Genomic DNA, 6,339 nt, shown 5'->3' on the forward strand with positions numbered 1-6,339 from the left:
CCAGGCAGCGCGCTCCGCGCGAGACGGATCAAACAGCGTGCCGCGTAGCTCCAGAAGTCGCCGAACCACTCGTGCCGCGTGACGGTGCTAACTACAAAAGCGCTCGCGGCGGTTAGCGCGCGTTGGTGTCTTACATGGCGACGGCTCAGACGCCCGAGACGCGTACGAGGTCCTCGATGATTGTGAAGTCTTTGAGGTTGCGCGTCAGGAGGGTCGCGTCGTGAACGTTTGCTGTTGCTGCGATCGCCAGGTCCGCTGAGCATTTGCGAGGGTTCGCGTCGCGCGAGGCGACGGCGGCTTGTAGACGCCCCCATTCGCGAGCGACCTTGTCATCGAGCGGTAGCGGGCTGAAGCGTGACTCGATCAGTCCCAGTCGCGCGGCTCGCAACGGACGCGTGGTCTCGTCGGCGACCAGCAGCCCGAAGTGCAGCTCGGCAATGGAGACCGCGCTGATCGCCGCCTGCGCATCCTCGGGCAAATCGACCGGGTCGATCAGCACTCGGGTTTCGCAGTTCATAGGCCGGCGGCTGCCCATGCTTGCTGGACTTGGTTGATTTCCTGGGTTGTGGGGGTTCGGGCCTGTTCGGGTTGAAATTGGGTGGCGATGATCACTCGTCGTAGCTTGGCGAGCATGTCCTGGAATGATGGGGTGGTCTTGGAGACATACCAGGGGGCGCGGGCGCGATGCTCTGTGACGATGTCGGGGTGATGTCCGTAGAGCGCGTACCAGATGATCGTGAGGTCCATCGCCAAGAACTGGAATGGGACGGTCCGTTGCACGGCTTTCTCGGTCCGGTTGCGGGCATCACCGACGCCGAACAGTTCTTTGCCGTCCTGGAAGGCGACTTCGATCGGCCAGCGGTCTGCGTAGCGTTCGACGATCTGCGCGGCGGTGGCGTGAAGGTCGGTGGTGATCAGCGCGATCTGGTAGCCGCACGGCTTGGTGTCGTCTTTGACGAGGATCACACGGACCGGGGTTTCGGCGCCGAGCGGCTCCCACAGGCAGTTGATCTCAGCCAGCTCGAGCGTCTCGGTTTTGCTGTAGCGCCTGACGGTCGTCTTTACCCATTCGGTGGCGGGGTCGGCTGCGATCTGTTGAAGGCTTTCAAGCTGTTTGCCCCATTTGCGTGGCCGGCCGCGTTTGCCGGTGCGCGGCGGCGCAGGGGCGTAGATCACCGCGTTGCTACGCAGCCTCGATGTGATCGTCACCCGCTTGGGTGCAGCACGCCACGCCTGGCTGATGTAGGCGCTGTCACCGACCACGTTGATCTGGCGATCCGGCAGCCGTTTGGCGAGCAGGCAGACCATCGCCCTGGCCAGCTTGACCTTCCCGGGCCGCTCAGGATCGGGCTTGTGCTGCTTGACGAACTGTTCGCGCCGCGGCTGCCAGAGCCGGAACAGGACCGGCAAACATACGGTGCGCTGCAGGAACGGCAGCTTGACACAGATCCCGGCCACGATCCAGTTGTTCCCCCACGCGACCGAGCCTGAGCGGCTGTTGGCGGTCGCGTCGTGATGCCAGAAGGTGCCGTGGATCCGGCGTCCCCTGCGTTTCAGGAGCGTGTCGTCGACCGCGACCAGCACGCTCGCACCCGGTTCTGTGAACCGCTCAACGATCAGGCAGGCGAGCCGTAACCCGAGCTCGTCCACGGACCAGCGGGCATTGGCGAAGAACCGGTGGCAACGCGCGTGATGCCACACCCCCGACAGCCTTGAGCCTGTCAGCATCCCGGTCACGCACCGCAGAGAGGTCTGCGAGACCTGACCGACCAACACCCCCCGGAACGTCTCAAACGTGGGACGGGTGAAACACGACTCAAACAGGACAAGCAGCTCGTTCAGCGAAGATGGGACGCAGAGCATCGGCGGCAGCCTCCAAGAGAAGCCGCGCAGCGTGCCTCCCCTTGGCCGCGACGGACGGGTTATGTTGACAGCAACCGCTTTCGCGCAAGCCGCCGATGCTCCTTCCCCGACACCGCGCCAACAGGCCACACCAGCCCGCCACGGCCCCGTCCACCACCACCTGCTACGCCGCTATGCCGCTACAGGCCCAAAAGTGCGAAACCCGAGTCAGCACCGAGGTGTCAAGAATCAGCCGCTCCACGGATCAGCGAAGGTGGCTTGGAAGACTTCCAGGTCGGCCGCCAGAGCTGGATCCGCCGGCAGCTTGAGTAGATCCTGCAGCCGCCCCGTGGGCACCCAGGTATCGCGCCGCAGCGGTCCGATCTGCGCAACCGGACGCCCGGCGACGGTGACGATGAACTCCTCTCCCGCCTCGGCGCGACGAAGCACATCGCCGACCTCGTTACGAAGCTGCTTCTGCTGGATAGTGGTCACGCCACGACGGTAGCAGAAGTGCTATCGGCTCGCGCGCGCTCCAACCTCGCTCTCACGACACGATCACTTTCACGTCGACGGTCTCCAGAGGAAGCGAGTGCTTTGGCGACAGAGAGGTTCGCGTTAGAGCGGTCCGGCGGTCACGCCGCCGATCGCTCCGCCCCGACCAGGCGTTCGCCGAGCGCTTGGCTGCTCAGGAAGTAGCGGCCGTGGGACTTCCTGAGCTCGGCCTCGGACGCCGCTGAGATCGCGAGGATCTCGACGTTCTGCTGCACCCCATATTCGGCCTCGGTGGCGAACCGAGCTGCGAGAGCGTCTGCGTCGGTCGCGAACTCCCGCTGCTGCAGCAGCCTGCCGGCGCGGCGATCGTAGACCAGGAGAAAGTGCGTCATGGCCAAATGGTAGGGCTCATTGCCCCTGTGGGCGCGAACCAAGCCATTCGATGACCGCGCCCGCAAGCGCAAGGGCCACAGCGTTAAGCGGGGGCGCACTTCCTGACTCCTCTGCCTCAGCAATCTGGTCTGCGAGCGTGATCAATGACTTCACTATCTCTTGCGCTGACTGGCGGCCACCAATCGGCGGGTCGCCGTAGCGGATTCCGCGGCCGTACTGATCGGCGAGCCGCTCGAACCACTCCGCCCAGAGGTGCTGCCACTCGGTCCGAATCTGAACCTAGATCGGGTAGCCGTCGGGATACACGATCACGTGCAGTGCTCGGTAGCCCTGGATCGGATGCTGCCGGCGATCGATCAGCCGCGGGCGCCGGACTTCGTCCGCAAACAGCCGGCCAACCTGATCAGCGACACGATCCTGCTCGCCGCGGCCGCCATGCACAACAAGGCGCATGCCGGCGAGATCGTGAATCGAGCCAAGCGTATGTCCGCCGTTGCGGCGTAGCTTCTCGATGATCGTTCCCGCGTTCTTCACCCGCGCGCTCGGCACTTGCGCGACGCCCGCAGACACTGACTCGACGGCCGCCGCGAGAACCGGACCATACGCTGCGAGCCGTAGATGAAGCTGCTCGATGGTGACACGGTCAGGCTCGTCGACAACGAGGCGTCGACCAAGACGCTCAAGCGCTGACTTCGACAACGGACGGGGCACGGCATGTTTCTAGCGCCCGCACCGGCCGATGCGCGATCGCTATCGCCGCACAAGGTTCTCACGCCTCACGATTGCATCGGCGACGAGGCGTGTACCGCCGCGTTTGGCATCGTCGTCGGCATGAGCCCGACGATCTTTCGGGATGGCGCCTTCCGGTTCTTCTTCTTTTCGCGCGAAGAGGAGCGTCTTCACGTCCACGTGCAATCTCCTGATGGCGAGGCCGAGTTCTGGATCGAGCCGAGATCGAGCTCGCTCGCAGCTATCGCCTGAGCGATCAGGACTTGAAGCGCGTCCTAGAGTTGGTGGTCGCTCACGAGCAGGAGATCAGAAATGCCTGGCAGCGCCACTTCGACGGCTGAAGTCACGAACATCTCCCAGCATGGCTTTTGGATGCTGGTGGACGGACGTGAGCTGTTTCTCGCGTTCGATGAGTTTCCATGGTTTAAACAGGCTCCGGTCGAGGCAATTCTTCGACTCGAGCGACCGACGCCAGAGCATTTCTACTGGCCGGAGCTCGACGTCGATTTGGGGCTCGACTCGATTGAGCACCCGGAGCGTTATCCGCTCAAATCAGTGCTGTAGCGAACCGCGGGGTGATCAGCGTCGGCGATCGCTTCCGCCGTATCGACGGCCTGGCGGCGACGACTGCCTTGGCGACTTAGAAGCACTCCGCAGTCGCGTGCGTGCCGTCGTGGGGTCAGGCTGCAACGGGGAGCTCCGGCACCGCCGGCTCGCTGGCCGTGTCGCCCGGAGTGGCCAGCACGAGCGCGATCGACTCAAACGAGAGGCAGCGGCGGCTGAGGGCCCACTCGTCGTTCTGCTCAGCCAACAGCGCGCCACCCACCGACCCAGCCTGGGAATGCGGCACGTCCTTGCCGGGTGCGCGTATGAGACGGGCAGCCGCATGACGGGCTCGATGATCGCCGGCTGCTCAGATCAGGCCGGCATCTGAGGCACGCACCAGCGCCTCGAGCCGAGAGGAGACGCCGAGCTTTTCAAGCAGGCTGCTGACATACCCTTTGACGGTCGCCTCGGACAGCTGCAGACGCGCCGAGATCGCACGGTTGGAACACCCTTCGGCGAGCAGGTGCAGGACCTCGCGCTCACGGCTCGTCAGACGGATACGCTCCCCCTGAGACTGACCCCCGACCAGCTCGCCCGCCAACCGCTGCGCGATCCTGGTGTCGAGCACCGCGTTGCCTGCACAAACGCTCCGGAGCGCGGCCGTGAAATCCACCTCCGAGGTGTCCTTCAACAGGCATCCGTCGGCACCGGCGGCGAAGCAGTCACGGATTTCCGGGAGGCCGTCAAAGGCGGTAACGATCACGATGCGCGCCGCCGTCAGCAGCGCGCGAAGCTGCCGGCAGAACTCGTTGGCCGGCATGGACTTGGGTATGTGCAGGTCGACCAGCACCAGATCGGGCCGCTCCCTGGCAGCAAGCCTCAACGCGTCCTCGCAGTTGTCGGCCTCGTCACAGCGTTCGATGACGAAGCTCTCATGCAGGATCGTTCGCAGGCCTCGCCTGGCGACCATGTGGTCATCGACGATCAGTGCGTTCAACCTGTCGATGCTCCTCGGATCGTCGGCAGCTCCAGCTTCAGCACCTTGATGCCGTCGGGCTGGGTCTCGAGCTCCAAGCTTCCGCGCAGGTCACGGGCACGCTGCTTGAGCAACTCGATTCCCGACCCGGAGCCAGAGGCTGGCCAGCCCCCGCGAGCGGCCTGCGTCGACGGCGCGCCGGGCTGCGCCTGGAGCGTGAGCATCACCTGACCGGCTCCGTACCCGAAATGGGCGATCGCCAGTCTGGCTGCAACGTGCTTGACGGCGTTGCGCAGGCCCTCGATCAGCGTGTCCAGAATCAGGGTCTCGACCGGCTCGGGCAGCGCGCGCGGATCCCCGTGACGCGTGATCGTCACTGCGCAGCCGCTGGTTCTCTGAAACAGGCGAACCTCGCCTTCCACGCGCGCTTCGAAGCCGATCCTGTCTTCGGTCTGGCTCAGGCGCGCAAGCGTCTCTCGCAACTCTCTGCGCGCGGTGGCGGCTGTCAGCTCGATGTCCTCCATCGCGGCCAGAAGGGTCTCGGGATCCCGCTGGCCGCGTGAGTAGTGAGCAGCCACGCCGATCGAGAACAGCATCTGGGCGACCGAGTCATGGAGCTCGCCGGCCAGCCGCTGACGCTCACGCAAGCGCTCCAGCTCGAGCTCACGCTCACGGGCCGCAAGGTGCTGCAGACCCAGCCGTGCGTAGGTCGCGACGCGGTCCAGCGTGCCGATCGCCACGTCGCCCGGTGATTCCGCGACTCTGGAGGCGACGTAGAGCAGCGCCTCCAAGCCGGCGGGACCGACGAGCGGTACGCACGCCATCCCGCTAATACCCTCAACCTCTGCCACGAGATGGACGAAGTCACGGCTGATCGTCGGGTCGTGAGCATAGTCGGCGATGCTGAGCGGCCTTCCGCGTACCAGCACCTGACCCCCCAGTCCTGCGCCAGCTCGTACGTGGATCGCGCTGAACTTGGGGTCCTTGATTCCGCTCATGATCGTGATCGGATAGTGACCCGAGCCGTCGCTGATCGCCGCAAACGTGCTGTCGGCCATCAGGATCGTTCTGCTCACGTCGACGGCGGCACGGATGATCCCGGCGGGTGTCGACTGCAGGCCCACCGAACACGCCAAGAGGTCATCGGAACGCTGCAGGTTCATGGCGCCTACCGGTGGACGGAGTCTAGGCACGCGCCATTTGCAGCTCGTCGGTAATCGATCCCTGAAGATCGAGGAAGACTACGGATGTTCAGACCTACTTAGGTCGGGCGAGGACCATCCTTTCGGCGGCTGGTGCGCGCGGGTGAATTGTCGGATCCTTGTGCGGTCGTTCGCAAGACTGGCTCAAACCGAGGA

9 protein-coding genes and 1 pseudogene are annotated in these 6,339 nt (G+C 64.8%); 2 read left to right on the forward strand and 8 right to left on the reverse strand.

Translation table 11 applies throughout. The annotated features are described in order from the left end of the window. Positions 1 to 145: 145 nt before the first annotated feature. The 5 genes from M3M54_RS16630 to M3M54_RS16650 all read right to left on the reverse strand — a co-directional run bounded on the left by M3M54_RS16630 (position 146) and on the right by M3M54_RS16650 (position 3,264). Entirely contained in the window at positions 146 to 517 is a 372-nt protein-coding gene (locus tag M3M54_RS16630; RefSeq protein WP_249020134.1) for a PIN domain-containing protein, read from the reverse strand. Then, the gene (locus tag M3M54_RS16635; protein ID WP_249019411.1) at positions 514 to 1,863 is read right to left on the reverse strand and encodes a transposase; all 1,350 of its coding nucleotides are present in this window, start codon (positions 1,861 to 1,863) and stop codon (positions 514 to 516) included. The genes M3M54_RS16630 and M3M54_RS16635 overlap by 4 nt, the downstream gene beginning before the upstream one ends. 228 nt (positions 1,864 to 2,091) lie before the next feature. Further along, positions 2,092 to 2,337: a type II toxin-antitoxin system Phd/YefM family antitoxin gene (locus M3M54_RS16640; RefSeq protein ID WP_249020135.1), complete on the reverse strand. Its 246-nt coding sequence runs from the start codon at positions 2,335 to 2,337 to the stop codon at positions 2,092 to 2,094. A 140-nt stretch (positions 2,338 to 2,477) separates the two neighbouring features. After that, complete coding sequence (locus tag M3M54_RS16645) at positions 2,478 to 2,729, reverse strand: hypothetical protein (RefSeq protein ID WP_249020136.1); 252 nt, start codon at positions 2,727 to 2,729, stop codon at positions 2,478 to 2,480. Positions 2,730 to 3,009: 280 nt separating this feature from the next. Further along, a complete protein-coding gene (locus M3M54_RS16650; RefSeq protein ID WP_249020137.1) occupies positions 3,010 to 3,264 on the reverse strand; it encodes a hypothetical protein in 255 nt (84 codons plus the stop codon). 297 nt (positions 3,265 to 3,561) lie between these two features. On the opposite strand from M3M54_RS16650, the pseudogene M3M54_RS17115 reads away from it, so the two are divergent. Together M3M54_RS17115 and M3M54_RS16660 are read left to right on the forward strand one after the other, a co-directional pair. Further along, positions 3,562 to 3,800, forward strand: a pseudogene (locus M3M54_RS17115) (DUF4160 domain-containing protein). After that, on the forward strand, positions 3,772 to 4,023 hold the full coding sequence (locus M3M54_RS16660; protein WP_249020139.1) for a DUF2442 domain-containing protein: 252 nt from the start codon (positions 3,772 to 3,774) through the stop codon (positions 4,021 to 4,023). The pseudogene M3M54_RS17115 and the gene M3M54_RS16660 overlap by 29 nt, the downstream one beginning before the upstream one ends. Before the next feature lie 115 nt (positions 4,024 to 4,138). Here the strand turns inward: M3M54_RS16660 and M3M54_RS16665 are convergent, their stop codons facing one another. The 3 genes from M3M54_RS16665 to M3M54_RS16675 form a co-directional block, all read right to left on the reverse strand. Next, entirely contained in the window at positions 4,139 to 4,285 is a 147-nt protein-coding gene (locus M3M54_RS16665) for a hypothetical protein (RefSeq protein WP_249020140.1), read from the reverse strand. 87 nt (positions 4,286 to 4,372) lie between these two features. Continuing rightward, positions 4,373 to 5,002 carry a response regulator transcription factor gene (locus M3M54_RS16670; RefSeq protein WP_249020141.1) on the reverse strand — a complete coding sequence of 210 codons (630 nt, stop codon included), beginning with the start codon at positions 5,000 to 5,002 and terminating at the stop codon, positions 4,373 to 4,375. Next, entirely contained in the window at positions 4,999 to 6,144 is a 1,146-nt protein-coding gene (locus tag M3M54_RS16675) for a histidine kinase (RefSeq protein ID WP_249020142.1), read from the reverse strand. The genes M3M54_RS16670 and M3M54_RS16675 overlap by 4 nt, the downstream gene beginning before the upstream one ends. Positions 6,145 to 6,339 lie beyond the last annotated feature (195 nt).

The sequence above is a fragment of the Conexibacter sp. S30A1 genome, from assembly GCF_023330665.1.
Classification (GTDB): domain Bacteria; phylum Actinomycetota; class Thermoleophilia; order Solirubrobacterales; family Solirubrobacteraceae; genus Palsa-465.